This is a genomic window from Microvirga lupini (genome assembly GCF_014191055.1).
In the GTDB taxonomy this organism is placed as follows: domain Bacteria; phylum Pseudomonadota; class Alphaproteobacteria; order Rhizobiales; family Beijerinckiaceae; genus Microvirga; species Microvirga lupini_A.
Genome location: NZ_JACHWB010000001.1, coordinates 828758 through 849748 on the forward strand (window position 1 = coordinate 828758; position 20991 = coordinate 849748).

At 62.3% G+C, this 20991-nt stretch carries 22 protein-coding genes; 9 read left to right on the forward strand and 13 right to left on the reverse strand.

Annotated elements, in window-relative coordinates:
• The first annotated feature begins 30 nt into the window (after window positions 1-30).
• On the forward strand, window positions 31-648 hold the full coding sequence (locus FHR70_RS24265; RefSeq protein ID WP_210277462.1) for a LuxR C-terminal-related transcriptional regulator: 618 nt from the start codon (window positions 31-33) through the stop codon (window positions 646-648).
• An 84-nt stretch (window positions 649-732) separates the two neighbouring features.
• Here the strand turns inward: FHR70_RS24265 and FHR70_RS04155 are convergent, their stop codons facing one another.
• The 6 genes from FHR70_RS04155 to FHR70_RS04180 form a co-directional block, all read right to left on the reverse strand.
• Window positions 733-2373: a GMC family oxidoreductase gene (locus tag FHR70_RS04155; protein ID WP_183447380.1), complete on the reverse strand. Its 1641-nt coding sequence runs from the start codon at window positions 2371-2373 to the stop codon at window positions 733-735.
• Between the two features lie 67 nt (window positions 2374-2440).
• A complete protein-coding gene (locus FHR70_RS04160) occupies window positions 2441-3415 on the reverse strand; it encodes a branched-chain amino acid ABC transporter permease (protein ID WP_183447382.1) in 975 nt (324 codons plus the stop codon).
• A 4-nt stretch (window positions 3416-3419) separates the two neighbouring features.
• Complete coding sequence (locus FHR70_RS04165) at window positions 3420-4307, reverse strand: branched-chain amino acid ABC transporter permease (RefSeq protein WP_183447383.1); 888 nt, start codon at window positions 4305-4307, stop codon at window positions 3420-3422.
• 6 nt (window positions 4308-4313) lie between these two features.
• On the reverse strand, window positions 4314-5021 hold the full coding sequence (locus FHR70_RS04170) for an ABC transporter ATP-binding protein (protein WP_183447384.1): 708 nt from the start codon (window positions 5019-5021) through the stop codon (window positions 4314-4316).
• Entirely contained in the window at window positions 5014-5772 is a 759-nt protein-coding gene (locus FHR70_RS04175; RefSeq protein ID WP_183447385.1) for an ABC transporter ATP-binding protein, read from the reverse strand. Before FHR70_RS04175 ends, FHR70_RS04170 begins: the two co-directional genes overlap by 8 nt.
• A gap of 129 nt (window positions 5773-5901) precedes the next feature.
• Window positions 5902-7110 carry an ABC transporter substrate-binding protein gene (locus tag FHR70_RS04180; protein ID WP_246407789.1) on the reverse strand — a complete coding sequence of 403 codons (1209 nt, stop codon included), beginning with the start codon at window positions 7108-7110 and terminating at the stop codon, window positions 5902-5904.
• A gap of 305 nt (window positions 7111-7415) precedes the next feature.
• On the opposite strand from FHR70_RS04180, the gene FHR70_RS04185 reads away from it, so the two are divergent.
• Window positions 7416-8906 (forward strand): NAD-dependent succinate-semialdehyde dehydrogenase, encoded by a 1491-nt coding sequence (locus FHR70_RS04185; RefSeq protein WP_183447386.1) that lies wholly within the window; start codon window positions 7416-7418, stop codon window positions 8904-8906.
• Window positions 8907-8966: 60 nt separating this feature from the next.
• On the opposite strand, the gene FHR70_RS04190 is transcribed toward FHR70_RS04185, so the two are convergent.
• Window positions 8967-9764, reverse strand: coding sequence for an HAD family hydrolase (locus tag FHR70_RS04190; RefSeq protein WP_183447387.1), 798 nt, complete (start codon window positions 9762-9764; stop codon window positions 8967-8969).
• Window positions 9765-9954: 190 nt separating this feature from the next.
• On the opposite strand from FHR70_RS04190, the gene FHR70_RS04195 reads away from it, so the two are divergent.
• Window positions 9955-11208, forward strand: a complete 1254-nt coding sequence (locus FHR70_RS04195; RefSeq protein WP_183447388.1) for a glycerate kinase type-2 family protein — start codon at window positions 9955-9957, stop codon at window positions 11206-11208.
• 19 nt (window positions 11209-11227) lie between these two features.
• On the opposite strand, the gene FHR70_RS04200 is transcribed toward FHR70_RS04195, so the two are convergent.
• Window positions 11228-11908 (reverse strand): sensor histidine kinase, encoded by a 681-nt coding sequence (locus tag FHR70_RS04200; protein WP_183447389.1) that lies wholly within the window; start codon window positions 11906-11908, stop codon window positions 11228-11230.
• Between the two features lie 442 nt (window positions 11909-12350).
• On the opposite strand from FHR70_RS04200, the gene FHR70_RS04205 reads away from it, so the two are divergent.
• Entirely contained in the window at window positions 12351-12527 is a 177-nt protein-coding gene (locus FHR70_RS04205) for a CsbD family protein (RefSeq protein WP_183447391.1), read from the forward strand.
• Between the two features lie 43 nt (window positions 12528-12570).
• Here FHR70_RS04205 and FHR70_RS04210 read toward each other — a convergent pair whose 3' ends face one another.
• The 3 genes from FHR70_RS04210 to FHR70_RS04220 are packed head-to-tail and all read right to left on the reverse strand — an operon-like array spanning window position 12571 to window position 14560.
• On the reverse strand, window positions 12571-12801 hold the full coding sequence (locus FHR70_RS04210; RefSeq protein WP_183447393.1) for a sulfurtransferase TusA family protein: 231 nt from the start codon (window positions 12799-12801) through the stop codon (window positions 12571-12573).
• Window positions 12798-13424 carry a molybdenum cofactor guanylyltransferase MobA gene (gene mobA, locus FHR70_RS04215; RefSeq protein WP_183447395.1) on the reverse strand — a complete coding sequence of 209 codons (627 nt, stop codon included), beginning with the start codon at window positions 13422-13424 and terminating at the stop codon, window positions 12798-12800. The genes FHR70_RS04210 and mobA overlap by 4 nt, the downstream gene beginning before the upstream one ends.
• Window positions 13425-13435: 11 nt before the next feature.
• Entirely contained in the window at window positions 13436-14560 is a 1125-nt protein-coding gene (locus tag FHR70_RS04220) for a P-loop NTPase (protein WP_183447397.1), read from the reverse strand.
• A gap of 217 nt (window positions 14561-14777) precedes the next feature.
• Here FHR70_RS04220 and FHR70_RS04225 point away from each other — a divergent pair, with 217 nt between their 5' ends.
• The 5 genes from FHR70_RS04225 (at window position 14778) to FHR70_RS04245 (ending at window position 19266) form a co-directional block, all read left to right on the forward strand.
• Complete coding sequence (locus FHR70_RS04225) at window positions 14778-15281, forward strand: pyridoxamine 5'-phosphate oxidase family protein (RefSeq protein WP_183447399.1); 504 nt, start codon at window positions 14778-14780, stop codon at window positions 15279-15281.
• 169 nt (window positions 15282-15450) lie between these two features.
• Window positions 15451-16716 (forward strand): PQQ-dependent sugar dehydrogenase, encoded by a 1266-nt coding sequence (locus tag FHR70_RS04230; RefSeq protein ID WP_183447402.1) that lies wholly within the window; start codon window positions 15451-15453, stop codon window positions 16714-16716.
• A 56-nt stretch (window positions 16717-16772) separates the two neighbouring features.
• Complete coding sequence (locus FHR70_RS04235) at window positions 16773-17102, forward strand: c-type cytochrome (RefSeq protein WP_210277464.1); 330 nt, start codon at window positions 16773-16775, stop codon at window positions 17100-17102.
• Window positions 17103-17197: 95 nt separating this feature from the next.
• The gene (gene pncB, locus FHR70_RS04240) at window positions 17198-18490 is read left to right on the forward strand and encodes a nicotinate phosphoribosyltransferase (protein ID WP_183447404.1); all 1293 of its coding nucleotides are present in this window, start codon (window positions 17198-17200) and stop codon (window positions 18488-18490) included.
• Between the two features lie 5 nt (window positions 18491-18495).
• Window positions 18496-19266 carry a LamB/YcsF family protein gene (locus tag FHR70_RS04245; protein ID WP_183447406.1) on the forward strand — a complete coding sequence of 257 codons (771 nt, stop codon included), beginning with the start codon at window positions 18496-18498 and terminating at the stop codon, window positions 19264-19266.
• 116 nt (window positions 19267-19382) lie between these two features.
• On the opposite strand, the gene FHR70_RS04250 is transcribed toward FHR70_RS04245, so the two are convergent.
• Window positions 19383-20258 carry an alpha/beta fold hydrolase gene (locus FHR70_RS04250; protein ID WP_183447408.1) on the reverse strand — a complete coding sequence of 292 codons (876 nt, stop codon included), beginning with the start codon at window positions 20256-20258 and terminating at the stop codon, window positions 19383-19385.
• A 64-nt stretch (window positions 20259-20322) separates the two neighbouring features.
• Complete coding sequence (locus tag FHR70_RS04255; protein ID WP_183447410.1) at window positions 20323-20709, reverse strand: D-Ala-D-Ala carboxypeptidase family metallohydrolase; 387 nt, start codon at window positions 20707-20709, stop codon at window positions 20323-20325.
• Window positions 20710-20991: the final 282 nt, after the last annotated feature.

Below are 20991 nucleotides of genomic sequence, written 5' to 3' on the forward strand. Positions count from 1 at the left end.
GAAGGCTTGAGACGAATTCTGTCGGAAACTGTGTATGCTCCCTCAGCTGCGGCAGGAACCCTCGATGAGGTCAGCGCCCAGTGCGGCCCCGACAATGGTACGGTTGTGCTCATCGTGGATGCAAGCCGCGATCACGAGGGGCTGTGCCGGCAGGCGAAGCTGCTGAAAGAGCAGAACCCGAATGCAAAGGTGGTCATGCTGGTCGACCAGTACGACCTGAACCAGGTGCTCACCGCTTTCCGTTCAGGGGCGGATGCCTACCTCAAGAAGTCCATATCCTATGAGGTGCTGGTCAAGTCGCTGGATCTCGTCCTCCTGGGAGAAGCCATCTTCCCCGGTGCGATCATCGATCTCCTGCGTGAGCAGGATGCCCGCGTCGAGCAGAGCAAGCAGACATCGGCTCCGGAAGGACCTCAGGAGTTGAACCCGCCTGCAAAGGGCCTATCCGTGCGTGAGACGGTCATTCTGCGCTGCCTGATGGATGGAGACTCGAACAAGATCATCGCGCGCAAGTTCGATATCACGGAAGCCACTGTGAAGGTCCACGTCAAAGCCATTCTGCGGAAGATCCAGGCCAAGAACAGGACGCAGGCGGCCATTTGGGCTGCGAGCCACTTGTCGGCAAGTCGAGGAGCCGCCGCCAGCTGACGGTGTCCACTTGCTTGGAAGTGTCGTTCAAGGGAGCCTATGGCTCCCTTTCTTTTTGCGCGAATAGGTCGCTCTTCGCCGAGTTCAGGCCGAGCGGAGAACCTGAACGCGGGTTTGCGCCTGATCCTCCAGGATCATCGCGGCGCCCTTGTCGGCGATCATCAGCGTGGGCGAGTTGGTGTTGCCACTGGTAATCGCCGGCATGATCGATGCATCGATGACACGAAGGTTCTCAATACCGCGGACCCTCAGCCGTGCGTCCGTGACGGCCATGGGATCGCTGTCGATGCCCATTCTGGCGGTGCCCACGGGGTGAAAGATCGTCGTGCCGATGTCTCTGGCGCCGTTCAGGAGTTCCTCATCGCTCGTGAGCTGAGCTCCTGGCTTGTACTCTTCGGGACGGTACCCCTGGAGTGCCGGCATCGAGATGATCCGCCGGACGAGGCGCAGGGCATCCACTGCCACCCGCTGGTCTTCCTCTGTCGAGAGGTAGTTCGGACGAATGGACGGAGCTTCTCCCGCCTTGCCACTGCGAATCCGCACTGTTCCGCGACTGGTGGGCCGCAGGTTGCACACGCTCGCGGTAAAAGCCGGGAAGGGGTGCGGATCCTCGCCGAATTTATCGAGCGAGAGGGGTTGTATGTGGAATTGAAGGTTCGGAGTGGCGTAGTCCGGAGAGGAGCGTGTGAACGCCCCCAGCTGTGAGGGCGCCATGGTGAGGGGGCCTTTACGGAAAAGCGCATACTCAAGCGCCATCTGGCCTTTCTTGAACAGGGATCGGTATTCCTCGTTGAGGGTCCGCACGCCACTGACCTTGTAGATGGGCCGCAGCTGAAGATGATCCTGCAGGTTCTCGCCGACGCCCGGCAGGTGGTGGACGATGTCGATCCCATGCTCCTGCAGGAAGGGGCCGTTGCCGATCCCGGACAATTGCAGGAGCTGCGGGGAGGCTATAGCGCCGGCTGACAGAACGACCTCCTTGCGGGCCATGATCCTTCGCAGGTTGCCGTTCTGCAGGATTTCCACGCCGATGGCGCGCTTGCCCTCAAAAAGGATCCGCGTGGCATGAGCGTGCGTCTCCACCTTCAGGTTCGGGCGTGACAGTGCCGGCCTGAGAAAACCGCGTGCGGCCGACCAGCGCCGCCCGTTCTTCTGGTTGACGTGGAAATACGAGATGCCCTCATTGCTGCCCGTGTTGAAGTCGCTCACGCGGGGGATGCCGGCTTCAACGGCAGCGTCGATAAAGGAGTCCAGGATCTTCCAGCTCATGCGGGGCGCCTCGACCCGCCATTCGCCTCCCGCACCGTGATGCTCGCCGGCACCAAGGTAGTGGTCCAGATGATGGCGGAAGATCGGCCGCACATCATCCCAGCCCCAGCCCTCAAGGCCCATCTGGCGCCAATTGTCGTAATCCTCGCGCTGACCGCGCATATAGATCATGGCGTTGATGGCGGAGCAGCCGCCCAGGACCTTGCCGCGGGGATAGTTGAGGACGCGGCCGTTCAGGCCCGCTTCCGCCTCGGTCTTGAACATCCAGTCGGCGCGCGGATTGCCGATGGCGAAAAGGTAGCCGACCGGAATGTGAAACCAGATCCAGTTATCCTTGCCACCCGCCTCAAGGAGGCAGACTGCATTGCGTGGATCCTTGGACAGGCGGTTGGCGAGAACGCATCCGGCCGAGCCGGCGCCGATGATCACGTAATCAAATGTTTCGCTGTCTGGCATGGTCCAGCTCAATCAATGGCCGACGCTCGCAGCAGAGAGCGCCGGCAGGGTTCCGATGCCCCTTAAGTTACGCAGCGCCTTTCGACCTGCGCTTTGTGAACTCCAGAATCTCACCCACGATGCCCCGGCGGAACAGCAGCACGCAGATCACGAAGATGATGCCGATCAGCACGGTGACGGGGAAGTCCGAGGCTGCGAGGTAGTTCTGCAGGGCGATCACAAGGCTGGCGCCGACGATCGGGCCGATCAGGGTGCCGATGCCGCCGAGCAGGGTCATGAGGATCACCTCGCCGGACATCTGCCATTGCACGTCGGTCAGGGTCGCGAATTGGAAGACGATCGCCTTCGTCCCACCGGCGAGGCCCGCCAGCGCCGCCGACATGACGAAGGCGCCGAGCTTGTACCGATCGACGCGGTAGCCGAGCGAGACCGCCCGCCGCTCATTCTCGCGGATCGCCTTGAGGATGTTGCCGAAGGGCGAGTGGACGATGCGCCAGATGGCGAAGAAGCCGAACAGGAAGATCGCCAGCGTGACATAGTACATCGCCAGCGGCTGGTTCAGGTCGATGATGCCGAGCAGATGCCCTCGCGGGACGCCCTGGATGCCGTCCTCGCCGTGGGTGAAGGGCACCTGCAGGCAGATGAAGGCGAACATCTGCGACAGGGCAAGCGTGATCATGGCGAAGTAGATGCCCTGGCGCCGGATGGCCAGGAAGCCCATGACAAGACCCATGGCGGCAGCGCCTGCCACCCCGAGCAGGATGGCGGCCAGGGGCTCCCAGCCCCAGACCTTGGCCGCATGGGCGGTGAAATAGGCCGCGCCGCCGAAGAAGGCGGCATGGCCGAAGGAGAGCAGGCCCACATAGCCGATAAGCAGGTTGAACGCGCAGGCAAAGAGCGCGAAACAGAGGATGCTCATCAGGAGCACGGGATAGAAGAAGAAGGGAGCCGCCAGCAGGGCCGCAATGGCAATCGCGCCCAGCACGATGGCGGAGGTGCGCAGCTTGGGCTGCTCTGCGAGATATTCGGTTCCAACAGCCATGATGTTACTCCTCCCGCCCGAAGAGACCTGCCGGCCTGACGAGCAGAACGATGGCCATAACCACGAAAATAACAATGCTCGAGGCTTCAGGATAGAACACCTTGGTGAGGCCCTCGAGAACGCCGAGCACATAGCCTGTCACGATGGCGCCCAGGATCGAGCCCATGCCGCCGACCACCACCACGGCGAACACGATGATGATGAGGTTCGAGCCCATGAGAGGGCTGACCTGGTAGATCGGGGCCGCCAGCACGCCGGCAAGGGCTGCCAGCGCGGCGCCCAGGCCGTAGGTGAGGGTCAGAAGCAGCGGCACGTTCACGCCGAAGGCCTGAACGAGGGTGGCATTCTCGGTCGCAGCACGGAGGTAAGCGCCGAGCCGGGTCTTCTCGATGAGAAGCCATGTGCCGATGCACACGACAAGGGAGGCGATGACCACCCAACCGCGGTAGATCGGCATGAACATGAAGCCCAGATTGACCGCGCCGGTCAGCTGCGAGGGTGCGGCGTAGGGCTGGCCGGCCGCTCCGAACCAGTAGCGGAAAGCGCCCTCGAGAATGAGCGCTAGGCCGAAGGTCAGGAGGAGGCCATAGAGGTGGTCGACACCATAGAGTCTGCTCAGCATGGTGCGCTCGATGACGACGGCGACAGCGCCGACGACCAGAGGCGCCAGGACAAGGGCGAGCCAATAGTTGATGCCGAGCCAGTTCAGGAGCAGGTAGGCTGCGAAGGCGCCCAGCATGTACTGCGCTCCATGGGCGAAGTTGATGACCCGCAGCAGGCCGAAGATCACCGCCAGACCCAGGCTCAGCATGGCATAGAAGGAGCCGTTGATCAGACCGATCAGAATCTGGCCGTACAGGGCAGGGGTGGGAATGCCGAAGATTGTACTCATGATGCTCTACACCCCAAGAACTTCGTGAAGTTCGTCCATGCGCGCGTCGAGCTCGTGCCCCGGGAACGAGTTGACCATACGCCCATCCTCCATGAGGTAGAAGCGGTCCGCCACCTTCTTGGCGAAGCGGAAATTCTGCTCGACCAGAAGGATCGTCATGCCGCGTTTCTTCAGCGCCACCAGCACGTCGCCGATGCGCTGCACGATCACTGGAGCCAAGCCCTCCGTCGGCTCGTCGAGGAGGATGATTTTCGCGCCCGTGCGCAGCACGCGGGCGATGGCCAGCATCTGCTGCTCGCCGCCCGAGAGCTTCGTGCCCTGGCTTGAGCGCCGCTCATGGAGATTGGGAAAGAGCGTGTAGATCTCCTCCACGCTCATGCCGCCGTCCGATACCGTCGGCGGAAGCATGAGGTTCTCCGACACGCTGAGGCTCGCGAAGATGCCGCGCTCTTCCGGAACGTAGCCGATGCCAGCCTGCGCGACCTTATGAAGGGGCAGGCTCAGGAGGTCCTTGCCGCGCAGCCGAATCACGCCCTCGCGATGGCGCAGAATGCCCATGATCGCGCGCAGGGTCGTGGTCTTGCCGGCGCCGTTGCGGCCGAGAAGCGTGACGGTCTCTCCCTCACGGATGTCGAGATCGACTCCATGCAGGACATGGCTTTCTCCGTACCAGGCATTGAGCCCGCGCACTTCGAGAAGAGGGGCGTTACTCATGCTCGGTTCCCATATAGGCTTCGCGCACCCGCGGATCCTGGCTGACTTTGTCGTAGGATCCATCGGAGAGGATCTCACCGCGCGCCAGAACGGTGACACGGTCGCAGAGATCGGCGACGACGTTCAGGTTGTGCTCGACCATGAGCACGGTGCGGTTCTTGGCAATGCGCCGGATCAGGTCAGAGATGCGCCCGATATCCTCGTGACCCATGCCGGCCATGGGTTCGTCGAGCAGCAGCATGGCCGGGTCGAGCGCCAGCGTCGTGGCGATCTCGAGCGCTCGCTTGCGGCCGTAGGACAGTTCGGCGGCCGTCAGGTCCCTGTAGGACGAGAGATTGACCGCATCGATCAGCTCCATGGCTCGCTGATCAAGAGCCGAGAGGGTGCTGGACGAGCGCCAGAACTGCGTCGCAAGACCTGACGGGCGCTGCAGCGCCACACGCACGTTGTCGAGCACGGTCAGATGGGGAAACACCGCCGAAATCTGGAAGGAGCGCACAAGACCCAGGCGGGCGACCTCGGCCGCCTTCAGCCGGGTAATGTCCGCACCCTTGAACGTGATCTGCCCGCGGGTCGGCGTGAGAAACTTGGTGAGCAGGTTGAAGACCGTCGTCTTGCCCGCGCCGTTGGGGCCGATCAGGGCATGGATTGTGCCCTCGTTGACGGATAGCGTCACGTCCTTGACGGCGACGAAGCCACGGAACTCCATGGTGAGCCCGGTGGCGCTGAGGATAGGTTGCGTACTGACCATAGGGTTCGGCCGCTACTCTCTGGATGAGGCGATGATTGGTTCAGGCATCCTGCGCGGTGCCCCCAGCGATCGCCGGACAGCAATGGACATAGGGCAGCGCGCAATGCTGCCCTATGTCGTTCAAGATGCTTACTGCGTGAGCTGGCAGCCGCTCTCGGCAGCCTTCATGTAGGCGCTGTCGCCGGGGATCTTGGCGAGCTGCTTGTACATGTCCCACTCGCTCTTGCTTTCTTCCGGCTTCTTCACCTGGAAGAGATACATGTCGTAGACCATGCGGCCGTTCGGCAGCACCTTGCCGTTCTTGGCGAAGACGTCCTGAACCGGCATCTCGTGCAGCAGCTTGGCAACCGGCTCGGTCGCATCCGTGCCGGCTTTCTCGACGGCCTTGAGATACTGCGTCACGGCCGAGTAGGTGCCCATATGGATCATGTTCGGCATGCGGCCGGTCTTGTCCATGAACTTCTTCGCGAAGGCACGGTTCTCGTCGCTTTGATCCCAGTACCAGCCTTCGGTAAGGGTCAAGCCCTGTGCAGCCTTAAGTCCTAAGCCTTTCACCTCGGCCAGCGTGAAGAGAAGTGCCGCGAGACGCGTGCCGCCCTGGGTGATGCCGAATTCCGCAGCCTGCTTGATGGCATTGGCGGTATCGAGTCCCGCATTGGCCAGGCCGATGACATTTGCGCCGGAGCTCTGCGCCTGGAGCAGGAAGGAGGAGTAATCGGAGGCCGCCAGCGGATGGCGCACGGCGCCGACCACCTGACCACCCTTCGACTTCACGAATTTCGAGGTCTGCTCCTCAAGGGAGTAGCCGAAGGCGTAGTCGGCGGTGAGGAAGAACCACTTGTTGCCGCCATTCTCCACCAGCGCGCCGCCGGTGCCGACCGCAAGCGCGTGGGTATCATAGGCCCAGTGGAAGCCATAAGGAGAGCACTGCTTGCCGGTGAGATCAGACGTGGCCGCACCGGTCGTCATGGTGATCTTCTTCTTGTCCTTGGACAGGCCTTGCACGGCAAGCGCCACCGAAGAGGTCGTCAGCTCCATGATGGCATCGACCTTTTCCGTATCGTACCACTGGCGGGCGATGCTGGCGGCCACGTCTGGCTTGTTCTGGTGGTCGGCGCTCACGATCTCCACCGGAACACCGAGTACCTTGCCGCCGTAATCCTGTACCGCCATGCGGGCGGCCTCGACGGAGGACTTGCCGCCGAAATCGGCATAAACGCCGGACTGGTCGTTCAGGATGCCGATCTTGACCACGCCGTCGGACGCCTGCTGAGCATAGGCCGATGAAGCCAGGGCCGTGCAGCTGAGGGCAAACAGGAGCTTATTGAGAACTCGCATCGATTTCCTTCCCTTTATTCTCAAGGCGGATTGATCCTGCCTTGCTGAGCCGCAGCCTGAGGCATGCGAGCGATGGTCAGAAAGGTACAGACACTTCGGCCCCGATCAATGAGAGGGGTGTTCATCCTTAAGTCGCAGAGGTCTTTGATTTTTATCTTAATTTCAGACGTCGGACGTCCCGGTCCCAAAAACGTGAAAGCTCCTGAGGCAACCCGGTCCCGCATCTCCTGCGGTTCACAAGCCCAGCGGCAGCCCATATATGACTTGCTGCTTTTCGTTTTCGCCTTGCCCGATGGAGCCCTGTGATGACTGCTCATGCCAAGCCTGTGGATCGTCGTGTTCTGAAATTGCGGGACCCATCCTTGCTGGTGGACCGGGCGTATGTGGCGGGGGAATGGGTGGGGGCGTCCGTCGGGCGCAGCTTTGCCGTCACCGACCCGTTCGACGGTGCCGTTATCCTCGAACTGCCTGATCTCGACGTCGAGGCCGCCCGGCAGGCCATCGACACGGCGCACGCGGTGCAGAAGGAGTGGGCCAAGCGCACCGCCAAGGAGCGCAGCGCCATCCTGCGCCGCTGGTACGACCTGATCATCGCCAACGCCGACGACCTGGCGCTGATCCTCACCACCGAGCAGGGCAAGCCCCTGGCGGAGGCCAAGGGCGAGGTGATCTCGAACGCGGCCTATATCGAGTGGTTTGCGGAAGAGGCCAAGCGCATCGACGGCGACATCATCCCCGGAGCCAGCCCGTCCCAGCGCATCCTGGTGCTCAAGCAGCCGGTCGGCGTGTGCGCGGCCATCACGCCCTGGAACTTTCCCAATGGCATGATCACCCGCAAGGTCGGCCCGGCGCTGGCTGCCGGCTGCACCATGGTGCTGAAACCCGCAGCCCAGACCCCGCTCTCGGCCCTGGCGCTCGCCGTGCTGGCCGAGCGGGCGGGCGTGCCGAAGGGCGCCTTCTCGGTGATCACCACCACGGAGGCGAAGCCCATCGGCGAGGAGTTCTGCCACAACCCGAAAGTGGCCAAGATCACTTTCACTGGCTCGACCAATGTGGGGCGATGGCTGATGAAGGAGGCAGGCGACAGCATCAAGCGCCTGTCGCTGGAGCTCGGCGGCAACGCGCCGTTCATCGTGTTCGACGATGCGGATCTCGATGCGGCGGTGGAAGGGGCGCTGGCGTCCAAGTTCCGCAATGCGGGCCAGACCTGCGTGTGCGCCAACCGGATCTACGTGCAGGAGAGCGTGGCTCAGGACTTCGCCGCCAGGCTGGCCGAGAAGGCGAGTGGCCTCAAGCTCGGTCGCGGCACGGAAGCCGGAGTCGCCATGGGACCGCTGATCGACGAGCGTGCGGTCGCCAAGATGGAGGAGCACGTTCAGGATGCGCTGGAGAAGGGCGGGCAGGTGCTGGTGGGCGGCAAGCGCTCCGATCTGGGCAGCACGTTCTTCGAGCCCACGGTGATGACGGGCATCACGCAGGCCATGAAGGTGACCCGTGAGGAGACGTTTGCGCCGCTGGCGCCGATCATCACGTTCAAGGATGAGGCGGAGGTAATCGGGATGGCCAATGCGACGGAGTTCGGGTTGGCGTCGTACTTCTATGCGCGGGACATGGCACGGGTGTTTCGGGTAGCGGAGGCGCTTGAGAGCGGCATGGTGGGGGTGAACACGCCGGCACTGGCCAACGAGATGGCGCCGTTTGGCGGGGTCAAGCAGTCGGGCCTCGGGCGCGAGGGCTCCAAGTACGGCATCGAGGGCTTCCTCGAAATCAAGTACATCAACCTCGCAGGACTCTGACCAGAACGATAAAGCCCGGCTCAGCCGGGCTTTTTCTTGCATGGTGTTATTGAAAGCTGGTCAACCCTTTGCCTTAAGCAGCAGGCTGGCGAGTTCCGCGAAACCGTCGCCCGAGTGGTTCTCCGTGATGTATGCGGGCTTATGCGTCAGCCGATGCGCGAGGGCCTGGATATTGGCGACACCCACGCTCAAGGGGAAAGCCTCGAACATGGGCTCATCGTTGGGCGAGTCGCCTGCATAAACCACGGCGTTCTTCGCCTGCTCCCAATCCATGCCGAACACATCCGCCAGAAGGGTTTTCGCCATGCTGAGCTTATTGTATGCGCCGAACCAGCCGTTCACGTGAATCGAGCTGACCTTCGCCTGCGCGCCGGCCTTCTCGAAGATGGCTACGATCCGGTCCACTTCCGTCTCCGGCAGAGCCGGCACATCCTCGCAGAAGTCGACAGCGAGGTCCGCCAGGCGGTAGGCCTGATCGCTGGCTAGCGCTGAGCCCGGCACTGTGGCCAGCACTTCCTTCTCGATGGCATCGAGCCTGATACGGTTCTGCTTCAACTCCTCGGGGCTGGCCCAGAAGTGCTGCTGCATCTTCTTCCTCTGCCGGTCATAGCGGAAGTAAAAGGCGCCGTTCTCGCCCACCACCGCATCCACCGGCCACATGCGGGCGATGTGATCGCACCAGCCAGCCGGTCGCCCGGTGACCGGGATGACGATGAAACCGGCCCGATGCAGCTCTTCAAGCGCGCCATAGGCCTTTGCCGTCAGCAGGCCCTCTGTGGTCACCGTGTCGTCGATGTCGGTCAGCACCACGCGAATGGAGCGCGCCGCCGCAAGCGGAAGCTGCGAGAGAGGCTTCATATCCCGAACTCCGAGACAAAGGGGCAGGGGAGCGGCATCGGCAGAGGCATCCTTCTTGAAGCGACCGTCATCCGAATGGTGAGACGGCTAACGGCAGGTCTTTAAGCACGGAGGAGGGGCGGGCTCCAAGTCCTTTGATCAGCATTCTCGACAGGCTTCACGGGCGCGATTTCTCACGTAAAGTGGCCTCATGCAAATCGATCGTGACATCCTCCACGCCCTGTTTGAGGCGGCCTTGCAGGCAGCGCTGCCTGATGGAAAATTCGACGGCCGTCTGCCGGAAAGGCCCAAGGGGCGCACCATCGTCCTCGGCGCCGGCAAGGCCTCGGCCCGCATGGCGGCTGCCTTCGAGGAGGCCTGGGCCCGTATGGGCGGAACCTGCGAAGGGCTTGTGGTCACCCGCTACGGGCATGCGGTGCCGACCCGGTCGGTCACGATCGTGGAGGCGGCCCATCCCGTTCCGGACGAGGCCGGATTACAGGCGGCCAGGCGGATTCTCGCCCTGGCGCAGGATGCGGGCCCTGACGATCTCGTCGTCTGCCTCATGTCGGGTGGAGCCTCGGCGCTCCTGTCCCTGCCAGCCGAAGGCGTCACCCTGGCCGACAAGCAGGCGCTGAACCGCGCCCTGCTGAAATCCGGTGCGCCGATCGGCGAAATGAACCTCGTGCGCAAGTCGTTGTCGGCCATCAAGGGAGGGAGGCTGGCAGCGGCTGCAGGGAAGGCGAAGCTCGTCACCTATCTGATTTCAGATGTGCCGGGTGACGATCCTTCGAGCATCGGATCGGGGCCGACAATCCCCGAGAGGATCGACCCGGAGGCGGCCCTAGCGATCCTGCGCCGCTATCGCATCGATGTGCCGAACCATGTCATGCAGACCATCCGGTCGAACGCCATCACAGAGCCTGTCGCGGGTGGCGATGTCCATATGCTGGCAACCCCCAAGATGGCCCTCGATGCGGCGGCTGCCAAAGCGCGTGAACTGGGCTTGAATGCTCTCGTTCTCGGCGATGCTCTCGAAGGAGAGGCGCGCGAAGTCGGGCGCGTCATGGCCGGCATTGCACAATCCGCGCTGATGCATGGGGAGCCCGCCCGGGCGCCTTGCGTCCTTCTGTCCGGCGGCGAGACCACCGTGACGGTGCGCGGCCAGGGGCGTGGAGGGCGCAATGTCGAGTTCCTGCTGTCTCTGGCTCTCGCCCTGAAAGGGGAGGCCGGGATCTCCGCCCTTGCGTGTGACACTGACGGCATCGACGGATCGGAGGATAATGCCGGTGCCTGGTGCGATGGCAGCTTGCTGGAGAGCGCCCGTGCAAAGGGGATGGATCTTGCCGCCCGCCTGGAGGCGAATGATGCCTACACGGCGTTTGCGCAGCTCGAGAGGCTCGTCGTCACAGGGCCGACGCTGACAAACGTGAACGACTTTCGCTGCATTCTGGTCCGTCCGTGAAGGAGCGGCCAGACCTTCTTCAGATGGAATAGCTGAGGCCGGTCGTGTTCGTTTCCGGCACGATCAGACTCACCTTGGTGCCGCGCCTCGCGCGGCTCTCCAGCTCAAGATTTCCGCCATGGAGCTTGAGGATGTACCAGGCAAGGCTTAGGCCCAGGCCAGTTCCGGGCAGCTTCTTGGCATTCCGACCGCGAAAGAAGGGCTGCAGGACGAAAGGCAGATCCCGCTCCGGAATACCGATGCCGCGATCCTTGACGGTGATCCTGATCATGCCGTCCTCCCCGCGTGCCGTCACATCGATCGGCTGATCCGGGCGTGAATATTTCATGGCGTTCGACACCACGATGACCAACGCCTGCTCCAGCAGGACCGGATCTCCGATGATCGTCTCCGGCATGTCCTTGATGTCGAGATGAAAGGGGCGGTCGGGCTCCTGACCTCCCTGCTCGCGGCAGACGCGCTTGATGAGTTCCGACGGATGAAACTCGCTCGGGTTGAGCATGATCCCGCCGGCGCTGGCGCGGGTGTATGACAGGATCGTTTCGATCAGCTCATCGAGCCGCAGGCTCGCCCGCCAGATTTTTTCGGCTTTGACTTGAATATCAAGCGTGCTCAGCCGGTCGGCCCGCCGGATCAGGCCCTGAGCCAGGGCATTGATCGTCGATAGGGGCGTCCTGAGCTGATGGGCCAGCAAGGCCATGGGGTCCAAAGGCAGAGCCGCCCCGCGAGACGCTGTGCGGGAGGTGGAACGGCGGGAACCCTTGAGCGAGGATCGAGAGGGACGGGCGGCGGACACGTAATTAAACTTTATAACGTTAAATTTCGGTTCGATCCGAACTAGGGCTCCATGGCCTATTGTCCATCCCCATCCAAAGAAAGACTGATACACGCCAGGCGAGGGGAGCATCACCTCCTCGGCTTGGCAGCAATGAATAAAATGTGTAGATGGTCTCCGTAATTGCTGGATTTGACCAAAATTTAATCCAGAAATGCTCTCGATAATAACTAGATATCTTCTCTAGAACTATATCAAGACCGCTCTGATCAGCATGCGTTTGCATTTTGCAGAGTTTGCCATGTTCCATCGAAACCTAAGGCTTTCTCGAGCGTTTGCTTGTCAGATGTCTTGAGAGGAGAGAAACATGGATCGTGATCGCAGCGAAGGCAGCATGAAGAACATCAAGGGTCGCATGAAAGAGGGGCTCGGCAAGGCCCTGGGCGATTCGAAGATGGAAACCGAAGGCAAGATGGATAAGGCCGAGGGCAAGATCCAGAACACTATCGGTGGGATCAAGGATTCGCTCCGCAAGGACACCTGATCCTCAGAAAGCCGACAAAGGGGCCCGGTTCGCCGGGCCTTTTTCATACCGGCGGGCCGGCCTTGCGGATGACAAAGCTGATGCTGGTGTTCTCCTGCCGCTGGTCCTCCAGAATGTCGCCGGTTTCGCGGATCAGGTTCGGAACATCGATCCCGGCCAGAGGATCCGTGCACACAACCCTCAGCAGCTCGCCGGGCTGCAGGGAGTGAAGGGCTTTGCGGGTTCGCAGAACCGGCAGGGGACATTTCAGGCCGGACAGGTCAAGTTCCGTCATTCAACGCTCTCCTGCCGGACCAGGGCCTTGGCATGCCTGAAATCCTCGGGCGTATTGATGTTGAAGAAAGGGTCGACAGGCTCGACCGGCCATGAGGCTTCGGCATGGCCGTGGCGGCCGATCCAGTCTCTGATGCTGCGCATTCCCTGATCCGCGAGCGCCTGACGCAGATCGTGCCGCAGTGAGACGGGCCAAAGGCCCACTGCGAAATGCACCTGCGAACCCGAGGCGGCGCAGGCAATGAGCTTGCGGTTTTCGCTGCATGCCCTGTGCAGCCGCAGCACCAGATTCATGGGAATGAAGGGCGTGTCGGCCGGGACGCTCACGATCCAGCCGATGTCCGGCTGGTGGGCCGCACTCCATTCGAGGGCAGCCAGGATGCCGGCGAGCGGCCCCGGATGATCCGGAATGGAATCTGGGATCACCGGAAACGACGTCCTCCCGAACCGCGAAGGGTCGCCATTGGCATTGAGGATCACGCCCTCGCATTGCGGCGCAAGGCGCCCAGTGACGTGATCCATCAAGGGCCGACCTGCAAGAGACAGAAGAGCCTTGTCGTTGCCGTCCATGCGCCGCGAGAGCCCACCGGCCAGAATGACACCAAGCGTCGGAGGCAGGCACATGCCAGGCGCGCTCACTCGATGACGATGCGCGGGGCAGGGCGCGCGGCAGCGCCGCCCGACAGAGCGGTCCAGACCTGCTGCGCCATATCCTTGTAGATCCTGGCATGCGGTCCTTCCGGCTCCGCGACGACGACGGGGCGGCCTGCATCCGACAGCTCGCGGATCGTCATGTTGAGCGGAACCTCGCCGAGGAAGGGCACACCGAGGCGCGCCGCCTCATCCCTGGCTCCCCCATGGCCGAAGATGTGCGAGCTCTGTCCGCAATGGGGGCAGACGAAGGTTGCCATGTTCTCGACGATGCCGAGGATCGGGATCTCCACTCGCTTGAACATGGACACCCCGCGCCGCGCATCGATGAGGGCGAGATCCTGGGGCGTGGAGACGATCACGGCACCCGCCAGAGGCGTCGCCTGAGCCATGGTAAGCTGCGCATCGCCCGTGCCGGGCGGCATGTCGACTACGAGCACGTCGAGGTCGCCCCAGGCGACCTCCCGCAGCATCTGGGTGATGGCCGACATCACCATCGGGCCGCGCCAGATCATGGCGGCTTCCTCCTCCACCAGGAACCCGATGGACATGACCTTGATCCCATAGGCTTCCATCGGCTCCAGGATCCGGTTCTCGAGCAGGCGGGGCTTGCCGTGGATGCCGAGGAGCTTCGGCATGGAAGGGCCGTAGATGTCGGCGTCCAGCAAACCGACCTTCAGGCCGAGCGCCTTCAGGCCCAGCGCAAGGTTGCAGGCGGTGGTGGACTTGCCGACGCCGCCCTTTCCGGACGCCACGGCGATCACATGCTGCACGCCTGGAATGCGCTGGTTCTTGGGCTGGGCCGCCGAGCGCGGGCGGGCTCCGCCGGGAGGTGACCCGGATGGGCCTGCGCCGGCAGGCCGGTCGGCCGTGAGGCTGGCGAAGACACCTTTGACCGCCGGCAGACCCTGCACGGCCGTGACCGCCGCCTGGCGTACTCTTTCCATGCTGGCAGCCTCGGACGGCTCGATGGTGATCGCGAACATGACCCGGCCCGCATCGTCCACCACCACATCGGACAGGCGGCCTGATGCCACGAGGTTGGTTCCGTTTGCGTCGACCGGCACGGTCGACAGGGCCTGCAGCACATGCTCACGGGTGATCGCCACTTCGTCGTCTCCTGGGCCATTCAAGGCGTCATCTTCGTGACATCTATAGGCTGCCGGGCCGTTCGTTAAGGCATTCCCGCTGAGAAGATGCGGTATTCCGAACCAAAGCTCACCTTGTCCGTTGTTCACCCGACCCCTCGGGAGCCGGCTCGACCGGCCGAGTGGCTGCCTTCGCTGATCACATCCCGGGAGCGCGAAATCAATCGAGGAGACGACAATGCACCAGCACGGCCATAACGATCCGAATGCTGCAAAGCTTTACGATCTGATCAAGGACGTGAAGATCGCCATGATGACCACCGTCGAGACCGACGGGACCCTGCACAGCCGGCCCATGCACAGCCAGGACGCTGACGAGCATGGCGACCTCTGGTTCTTCACCCAGATTCAGTCTCCCAAGATGACGGAGATTTCGCGCGACAGCGAAGTCAACCTCGCCTACAGCGATCCGAAGACCCAGACCTATGTCTCGGTGTCCGGCAAGGCGGAGATCGTTCGCGACAAGGCGAGGATCGAGGAGAAATGGTCCGAGCCTCTGCGGGCCTGGTTCCCGAAAGGCACGGACGACCCGCAGATCGCCCTGATCCGTGTTCATCCCGCCAAGGGCGAGTACTGGGACAGCCCATCCTCGACATTGGTGCATCTCTATGGCTACGCGAAGGCCGTCGTGACGGGCGAGCAGCCGAAGCCGGGCGATCAGGCGAAGGTCAACTTGAGCTGATTACGAGCTCAGCATGAAGAGTAATCGGGGCCGCTTCGTGGCCCCTTTTCTTTGCCCTTATTGCATCTACCTGTACGTTAGAAGCTTGGGTATAGTCAGTGGTTGAGAGACGGAGATAATCCGCTTCAAGCTCACAATGAAAAATTTCAGGGGGCACTTGGAGGAAGCGATGAAATCCATCCTGCTTGCTGCTGGTTCCATTGTTGCTCTTGCGTCTTCCAGTCTTGCCCAACCCGCCGCTCAGCCGTCGGCGAGCAATCTTGAGAAGCTGACCTCTTTCCAAAGCACAGGGACCGAGGAGCCGAGGCCCATTGCTCAAGAGGGGCGCCGCGCGGACGCCCTGCGGCGCAATCTGGAGAAAATCCAGCTTCCGGCCGGCTTCAAGATTGAACTCTACGCCGTCGTGCCCGATGCGCGTCATATGGCTGTGGGCCCCAATGCCAGCGTCGTCTTCGTCGGCACGAGAAAAAGCAATGTTTACGTTGTGACGGATCGCGACAAGGATCGTGTCGCAGACGAGGTCAAGCAGTTCGCCCCGTCGATCGCCATGAAGATCCCGAACGGCGTCTGCTTCTCGCGCGACGGCATGCTCTACGTGGTGGAGCAGAACCGTGTCCTGCAGTTTCCCGCCGCAGAGTTCTTCTATGAGGGGCCGGATGTTGCTGCCTTCGTAGTCGCGAAGCAGGGCGATCTGATTCCGCCCACCGAGGAAAGCTTCAACCACACGGCACGCGTCTGCCGGATCGGGCCTGACAACAAGCTCTACATCGCGCTCGGACAGCCCTTCAATGTGCCGCCGAAAGACAAGATGGATCTCTACAAGCGCGTCGGAATCGGCGGCATCATCCGCATGGATCAGGATGGCAAGAACCGCGAGGTTTATGCGACCGGCATCCGCAATTCGGTCGGCATCGACTTCAATCCGGCCGACAAGTCGCTGTGGTTCACCGACAACCAGGTCGACGGCATGGGCGATGACCAGCCTCCCGGAGAACTCAACCGCATCGCCAGCATGGGGCAGAATTTCGGCTTCCCCTATTATGGCGGCGGCACCGTCCGCACCGTTGAGTACAAGGATGATCCGGTTCCGGCCGGCGTCGTAGGCCCACAGGCCGAAACGGATCCGCACGCGGCCGATCTCGGGATGATGTTCTATACGGGCAAGATGTTCCCTCAATCCTATCAGGGTGGCATCTTCATAGCCCAGCATGGATCCTGGAACCGCACGAAGCCGATCGGCGCACGCATCATGTTCGCGCCGCTCAAGCAGGACGGCACGGCCGACAAGCCGCAGGTCTTCGCCGAAGGATGGCTCACGGAGAACGGCGAATATCTCGGCAGGCCGGTGGATGTCGCCATGTTGCCGGACGGCTCACTCCTCGTGTCAGACGACACAGCCGGCGCAATCTATCGTATCTCCTACGAGGGCCGATAAGCCTGTTCAGACGGGCGCGCCGCGCGGCGCGCCCCTTTTTCGCTGGAACGTCAATCATGAAGATGATCCCGATCCTCGCCCTGACGGGACTAGCCCTGAGTTGTGTTGTTGCCGGTCAGGCCCATGCGGGAGACGCCAGGGCAGGGCGCCAGAAGCTCACCACCTGTCAGGGCTGCCATGGTCTCGATGGCCTCTCGAAAAATCCGGAAGCGCCCAATCTCGCCGGTCAGCTCGAAAGCTACCTCGTCAGGAGCCTCGCCGCCTATAAATCCGGCGAGCGCAAGAACGAGTCGATGAACATTGTAGCAAAGGACCTGTCGGACGAGGATATCGCCGATGTGGCGGCCTATTACGCCTCGATCCAGGTCGATGTCCTGCCGCCTTAAGCTGTGGCTGCCGCCATCCTTGTCGCCGGGCACCCTTTCATCATGGGCGGCCCTTCGCTATTGTCCTGCTCCCCGCGAGTGGCAAGGAGCAGGCGATGGTGGACATCGCAACCCGCGTCTACAACCATACCTGGAAGATCGACCCGATCGTCCGGTCGGTTCTGGACACGGATTTCTACAAGTTGCTGATGGCGCAGACGATCTTTCGCCGCCATCGCGACGTGAAGGTGACGTTCGGTATTCACAACCGGACCACCCGCATTCGCTTGGCCGACATCATCGATGCCGGCGAACTGCGCGAGCAGCTCGATCACGTGCGCAGTCTGCGACTGACACGAGGCGAGTCCACCTGGCTGCGGGGCAACACGTTCTACGGCAAGCGGCAGATGTTCTCACCGGAATTCATGGACTGGCTCGAGACGTTCCGCTTTCCGGAATATCTGCTGGAGAAGGAGGACGGCCAATATGTCCTGACCTTCCACGGCCCCTGGATCGAGACCACCATGTGGGAGATCCCGGCGCTCGCGATCCTCAACGAGCTGCGCTCGCGAGGAGTCCTGAGAGGCATGGGCAAGTTCGAGCTTCAGGTGCTCTATGCCCGCGCCATGACCCGGGTGTGGGAGAAGATCGAACGGCTCAAAGACCTGCCGGATCTCTCCATCGCTGATTTCGGCACCCGTCGCCGTCATGGCTTTCTCTGGCAGGATTGGTGCGTGCAGGCCATGATGGAAGGGCTTGGATCGTCCTTCCTCGGAACGTCCAATTGCCTGATCGCCCTGCGCCAGGAGGTGGAGGCGGTGGGCACCAATGCCCATGAACTTCCCATGGTCTATGCGGCGCTGGCCGAGACCGACGAGGAACTCGCCCGATCCCCTTACGACGTGCTGTCCGATTGGCAGGAGGATTACGAGGGCAACCTGCTCGTCATCCTGCCCGACACCTATGGCACCACGAACTTCCTGCAGAATGCCCCCGACTGGGTGCCCGCCTGGACCGGTATCCGCGTCGATTCCAAGGATCCCATCGAGGGCGGCGAGGAGGCGATCGAATGGTGGCGCAAGCGCGGACAGAACCCACGCGACAAGCTCGCGATCTTTTCCGACGGCCTCGACGTGGACGTGATCGAACGCATCCACGGGCATTTCCGCGGCCGCATGCGCATCGGCTATGGCTGGGGTACGCTGCTTACCAATGATTTCCGTGGACTGGCGCCTGAGGGCAAGCTCGATCCCATCTCCATCGTCTGCAAGGTCATCTCGGCCGATGGACGGCCGACGGTGAAAATCTCCGACAATCCGACGAAGGCCATGGGGCCGAAGGCGGAAGTCGAGCGCTACAAGCGCATCTTCCAGGTGGGCGAACAAGCGGCGAAACCGGTATTGGTGTGACGGACATGATCATCGATCTCAACTGCGACATGGGTGAAGGCTTCGGTCCCTGGCCGATGGGAGACGACGAGGCGATGCTCGACATCGTATCCTCGGCCAACATCGCCTGCGGTTTCCATGCGGGCGATCCGTCCATCATGTTCCGCACGGCGGAGACCGCGAAGCGCAAGGGCGTGGCCGTTGGGGCGCATCCCGGCTTCAACGATCTCCACGGCTTCGGCCGCCGCATGATCCGAGGCGATTCTCCTGCCGAGATCGAGCGCATGATCGCCTATCAGATCGGCGCCATGCAGGCCGTCGCCTCGCTGGCCGGCCACAAGGTCACCTATGTGAAGGTGCATGGGGCGCTCAACAACATGGCCAATGAGGACGAGAGCCTCGCACTCGCGATTGCCCGCGCCATCAAGGGCGTGGATGCAAGCCTCATCAACATGTGCATGCCGGGCCTTCTGATGGAAAAGGCATCGCACGATGTCGGTATTCCGGTCGTGCGCGAGATCTTCGCCGACCGCACCTATGAGGATAACGGCACGCTCACCAGCCGTAAGAAGCCCGGTTCCGTGCTGCACGATGCCGAATTCGCGGCCGAGCGTATTCTGCGCGCCGTTCAGGACAAGGCGATCACGACGGTATCCGGCAAGCGGATCCCGGTCGAGATCGACACCATCTGCGTGCACGGGGACGAGCCGAGCGCCGTGGCCATGGCTCGCACGGTGCGTGCGAAGCTGGAGGCGAACGGGGTCACGATCGCGCCGTTCTCACAGACCGGTTTATAACTCTCACCTCATCTTGAGGAGGATTGCGCGAGCAATCCGTCTCGGTGGATCATCCAGAGAGCACTGGAGCCTCCTTCGAGACGCCGCTGCGCGGCTCCTCAGGATGAGGTGAGACGTTACAATTGCGCGAAAGCTTTGGCGAGGAAGGGCTGCAAGGCTGCCAATGTCTCCTCCGGCGCCTCCTCAGCCAAGTAGTGACCGCAATCGATGGCATGGCCCTCCACGTGATCGGCCCAGTCGCGCCAGACGGACAGCACGTCGTACCATTGATCGAGCCCGTTCCTGCGGCCCCAGAGCGCCTGGACCGGGCACATGATCCGCCGGCCGGCCTTCTGGTCTTCCTGGTCGAGACGCATGTCGATGGTTGCGCCGGCGCGATAGTCTTCGCACATGGCGTGGATCGTGTCCGGATTGGTGTAGCAGCGGCGGTATTCCGCAAGCGCTTCTTCAGTGAAGAGATCGCGTCCCCTGCGAAGATAGATGGCGTCCGGATCCGACGCGATCAGGCGCTCCGGCAGGGGATGAGGCTGCGCGAGAAAGAACCAATGCCAGTAGCCCATAGCAAAGGCCATGTCGGTGCGTTGGAAGTGCTCGGCGGTCGGGATGATGTCCAGAACCGATAGCGCCAGAATCCGCTCCGGGTGGTCGAGGGCCATACGGTAGGCGCAGCGTCCGCCACGGTCGTGGCCGACGACGGCAAAGCGCTCGAAGCCGAGAGCCTGCATGACCTCCACCTGATCGCGCGCCATCGCACGTTTGGAGTAAGGTTCATGCGTGTCGTTCGTCGGAGGCTTGGAGCTGTCGCCATAGCCGCGCAGGTCGGCGCAGACGATTGTGTAGGTCTCCGCGAGTTGCGGCGCCACCTTGTGCCACATGACATGGGTCTGCGGGTGTCCATGCAGCAGGAGCACGGGCGGCCCCTTGCCGCCGACACGCAGGGTGATGACGGCTCCGGATGTTTCGATCCGGCGATGAGTGAAAGTCTCGAACATGCTGTGAGTGTCTTACACTTTTCGCTGCGGATCCAGGGGCTGCCTCCTGGTTCAGGATCGAGCTTCACCAGGAGCGACGCTCTCCATTGTCGATGTGAATGATGCCGTTCCGGTACATCTTCAGGCCTCCGACCTGCGGATGAGACCGCAGATAGGCCATGACGCCGCGCACGCGGGTGCGAACCCTGAAATCGATCGCCCGGCAGGAGAGGTGAAGGGATTGGCGGGCGCCGCCGGCGCTCCAGTTCCGTGACCGGCTGCGATGGGTGGACTCGACGCTGACGGCGCCGAACTTCTCCGCCACGGAGGCGACGACTTCCCGCAGATTGCCCGGAACGCAATGGGTCGGGGCACTCGCCCGCAGCGTGATGGTTCCTTGTGAGACCAGAGAGGCGAAACCGGAGAGGGTTCTCGCATTCGGCAGGCTTCCCGTCGTTTTGGGATCGTTCATCTCGTCGTTCGAGGGAAGGCTGGCATATTGAGCCGGAGGGATGAGCCCGCCTTCTTCACCGGCTTTCAGGACGTTTGTTGAGAAACCAAGCAGAAGGGCGCTGACCGCAAGAGTCGTTTTGAACGCATGGCGGACTCGGCATTTGTTGCTCATCGGGTTCTCCCGTTCTGAGCCCCTACAGATCATGCCGCGCGTTGATCCTCCCGGCGGCATGTTTGTCTTCTTGGTCAGACGACTGACGGTTGCGCGAACAGCGCTAAAGATGGCTACCTAAAGTAAGCT

What these genes read in the sequence shown, in the direction of transcription:
- FHR70_RS04155 (WP_183447380.1), bottom strand. Translation starts at nt 2,373, where the DNA reads ATGCCAGACAGCGAAACATTTGATTACGTGATCATCGGCGCCGGCTCG.
- FHR70_RS04160 (WP_183447382.1), bottom strand. Translation starts at nt 3,415, where the DNA reads ATGGCTGTTGGAACCGAATATCTCGCAGAGCAGCCCAAGCTGCGCACC.
- FHR70_RS04165 (WP_183447383.1), bottom strand. Translation starts at nt 4,307, where the DNA reads ATGAGTACAATCTTCGGCATTCCCACCCCTGCCCTGTACGGCCAGATT.
- FHR70_RS04170 (WP_183447384.1), bottom strand. Translation starts at nt 5,021, where the DNA reads ATGAGTAACGCCCCTCTTCTCGAAGTGCGCGGGCTCAATGCCTGGTAC.
- FHR70_RS04175 (WP_183447385.1), bottom strand. Translation starts at nt 5,772, where the DNA reads ATGGTCAGTACGCAACCTATCCTCAGCGCCACCGGGCTCACCATGGAG.
- FHR70_RS04180 (WP_246407789.1), bottom strand. Translation starts at nt 7,110, where the DNA reads ATGCGAGTTCTCAATAAGCTCCTGTTTGCCCTCAGCTGCACGGCCCTG.
- FHR70_RS04185 (WP_183447386.1), top strand. Translation starts at nt 7,416, where the DNA reads ATGACTGCTCATGCCAAGCCTGTGGATCGTCGTGTTCTGAAATTGCGG.
- FHR70_RS04190 (WP_183447387.1), bottom strand. Translation starts at nt 9,764, where the DNA reads ATGAAGCCTCTCTCGCAGCTTCCGCTTGCGGCGGCGCGCTCCATTCGC.
- FHR70_RS04195 (WP_183447388.1), top strand. Translation starts at nt 9,955, where the DNA reads ATGCAAATCGATCGTGACATCCTCCACGCCCTGTTTGAGGCGGCCTTG.
- FHR70_RS04200 (WP_183447389.1), bottom strand. Translation starts at nt 11,908, where the DNA reads ATGGCCTTGCTGGCCCATCAGCTCAGGACGCCCCTATCGACGATCAAT.
- FHR70_RS04205 (WP_183447391.1), top strand. Translation starts at nt 12,351, where the DNA reads ATGGATCGTGATCGCAGCGAAGGCAGCATGAAGAACATCAAGGGTCGC.
- FHR70_RS04210 (WP_183447393.1), bottom strand. Translation starts at nt 12,801, where the DNA reads ATGACGGAACTTGACCTGTCCGGCCTGAAATGTCCCCTGCCGGTTCTG.
- mobA (WP_183447395.1), bottom strand. Translation starts at nt 13,424, where the DNA reads ATGTGCCTGCCTCCGACGCTTGGTGTCATTCTGGCCGGTGGGCTCTCG.
- FHR70_RS04225 (WP_183447399.1), top strand. Translation starts at nt 14,778, where the DNA reads ATGCACCAGCACGGCCATAACGATCCGAATGCTGCAAAGCTTTACGAT.
- FHR70_RS04230 (WP_183447402.1), top strand. Translation starts at nt 15,451, where the DNA reads ATGAAATCCATCCTGCTTGCTGCTGGTTCCATTGTTGCTCTTGCGTCT.
- FHR70_RS04235 (WP_210277464.1), top strand. Translation starts at nt 16,773, where the DNA reads ATGAAGATGATCCCGATCCTCGCCCTGACGGGACTAGCCCTGAGTTGT.
- pncB (WP_183447404.1), top strand. Translation starts at nt 17,198, where the DNA reads ATGGTGGACATCGCAACCCGCGTCTACAACCATACCTGGAAGATCGAC.
- FHR70_RS04245 (WP_183447406.1), top strand. Translation starts at nt 18,496, where the DNA reads ATGATCATCGATCTCAACTGCGACATGGGTGAAGGCTTCGGTCCCTGG.
- FHR70_RS04250 (WP_183447408.1), bottom strand. Translation starts at nt 20,258, where the DNA reads ATGTTCGAGACTTTCACTCATCGCCGGATCGAAACATCCGGAGCCGTC.
- FHR70_RS04255 (WP_183447410.1), bottom strand. Translation starts at nt 20,709, where the DNA reads ATGAACGATCCCAAAACGACGGGAAGCCTGCCGAATGCGAGAACCCTC.